The 1,709-nt window shown below is 64.7% G+C and carries 2 protein-coding genes; both read right to left on the bottom strand.

Annotated features, from left to right (window positions below; genetic code table 11):
• Nucleotides 1–127, bottom strand: a 127-nt coding sequence (gene tuf / locus FJZ36_19315; protein MBM3217050.1) for an elongation factor Tu, incomplete at its 3' end; no start/stop codon positions are given.
• Nucleotides 128–189: 62 nt separating this feature from the next.
• A partial coding sequence (gene fusA, locus FJZ36_19310) for an elongation factor G (protein ID MBM3217049.1) occupies nt 190–1,709 on the bottom strand: 1,520 nt, incomplete at its 5' end.

The raw sequence follows: 1,709 nt of genomic DNA, 5'->3' as shown, positions 1-1,709 counted from the left end.
TCGCCATCCCCCGCTTGGAGAGAACGTTCGTGATCGCCGCCGTCAACGTCGTCTTCCCGTGGTCCACGTGACCAATCGTCCCAACATTGACGTGAGGCTTCGTCCTCTCGAACTTCTGCTTCGCCATTGCCCGTATCTCCTTGACGAGAATGAACCACGAACCTCGAATCGAGCCGGAGGGCGCGCCCGTCAGCGCGCTCGTCGCTGCGTGATCTCCACCGCCACCGACTCCGGCACTTCCTTGTAGCAGTCCAACTCCATCGTGTACGTCGCGCGGCCCTGCGTCATCGAACGCAGGTCCTTCACATACCCGAACATCTGCGCCAACGGAACGTGAGCCAGCACCACCTGCACGCCCTTGCCGCGCGGCTCGGTGTGGCTGATCTGTCCCCGCCGCGCGCTCAGATCGCCGATCACGTTGCCGAGGAAGCCATCCGGTACGACCACTTCCACGTCCATGACCGGTTCCAGCAGCGCCGGATCCGCCTTCAGGACGCCCGCCTTTGCCGCCATCGATCCGGCAATCGCGAACGCTAGCTCGGAAGAATCCACTTCGTGGTAGGAACCGTCTACGAGCCGCACCTGGATGTCGACGATGGGGAAGCCCGCAACGGCTCCCAGGCTGAGCGCCTCCTTGACGCCCTTCTCGACAGCCGGGATGTACTCGCGCGGAATCGCTCCGCCAACGATCCCGTTGACGAACTCGAACCCGCTCCCGGACTCGCCCGGTACCAGCTCGAGGACGACGTGACCGAACTGACCCCGTCCGCCCGTCTGGCGGACGAACCGTTCCTCGGAGCGCGCCGCGCGTCGGATCGTTTCGCGGTACGCCACCTGCGGACGACCGACATTCGCCTCGACGCGATACTCGCGCCGCATCCGGTCTACGAGCACTTCGAGGTGGAGCTCCCCCATACCCTCGATGAGCGTCTGCCCCGACTCCGGATCGGTGGACACACGGAACGTCGGGTCTTCCTCGGACAGGCGCTGAAGGGCGGTTGCGAGCTTCTCCTGATCCGCCTTGGTCTTCGGCTCGATGGCGATCTTGAGGACGGGATCCGGGAAGTGCATCGACTCCAGCAGGACGGGATGGTCGGGATCGCAGATCGTGTCGCCGGTCAGGACGCTCTTGAGTCCCACGGCGGCGACGATGGTTCCGGCGTGGACGCGCTTGCGTTCCTCGCGTTTGTTCGCGTGCATCTGGAGCAAGCGACCGATGCGCTCCTTGGCTCCGGTTCGCGGGTTGAACACGTAATCACCCGACGACAGCACACCGGAGTAGACCCGAAGGAACGTCAGCTTCCCGACGTGCGGGTCCGCCATGATCTTGAACGCCAGAGCGGCAAGCGGGGCATCGTCGCTGCTCGGACGCTCAGCGGGCTCGCCCGAGATGGGGTCGCTGCCGCGAACTGCCGCGACTTCCGTCGGAGCCGGCAAGTAGTCCACGACGCCGTCGAGCAGGCGCTGGATGCCGATGTTCCGCAACGCTGCGCCGCAGAACACCGGAACGATCTCGTTCGCAATGACTGCCTTGCGAAGCGCGCGTCGGACATCCTCGTTGCTAAGCGACTCGCCTTCGAGATACCGCTCCAGCAGTTCCTCGTCTTGCTCCGCAGCCGCCTCGACCAAGAGAGTCCGATGCTCGTCGACGACATCCGCCATGGCAACCGGGATTTCGACCTCGGCGTAGGTAGCGCCGAAGTCATCGG

The organism is Candidatus Poribacteria bacterium (assembly GCA_016866785.1).
GTDB lineage: Bacteria > Poribacteria > WGA-4E.
This window is presented reverse-complemented; position numbering and strand designations above follow the sequence as displayed.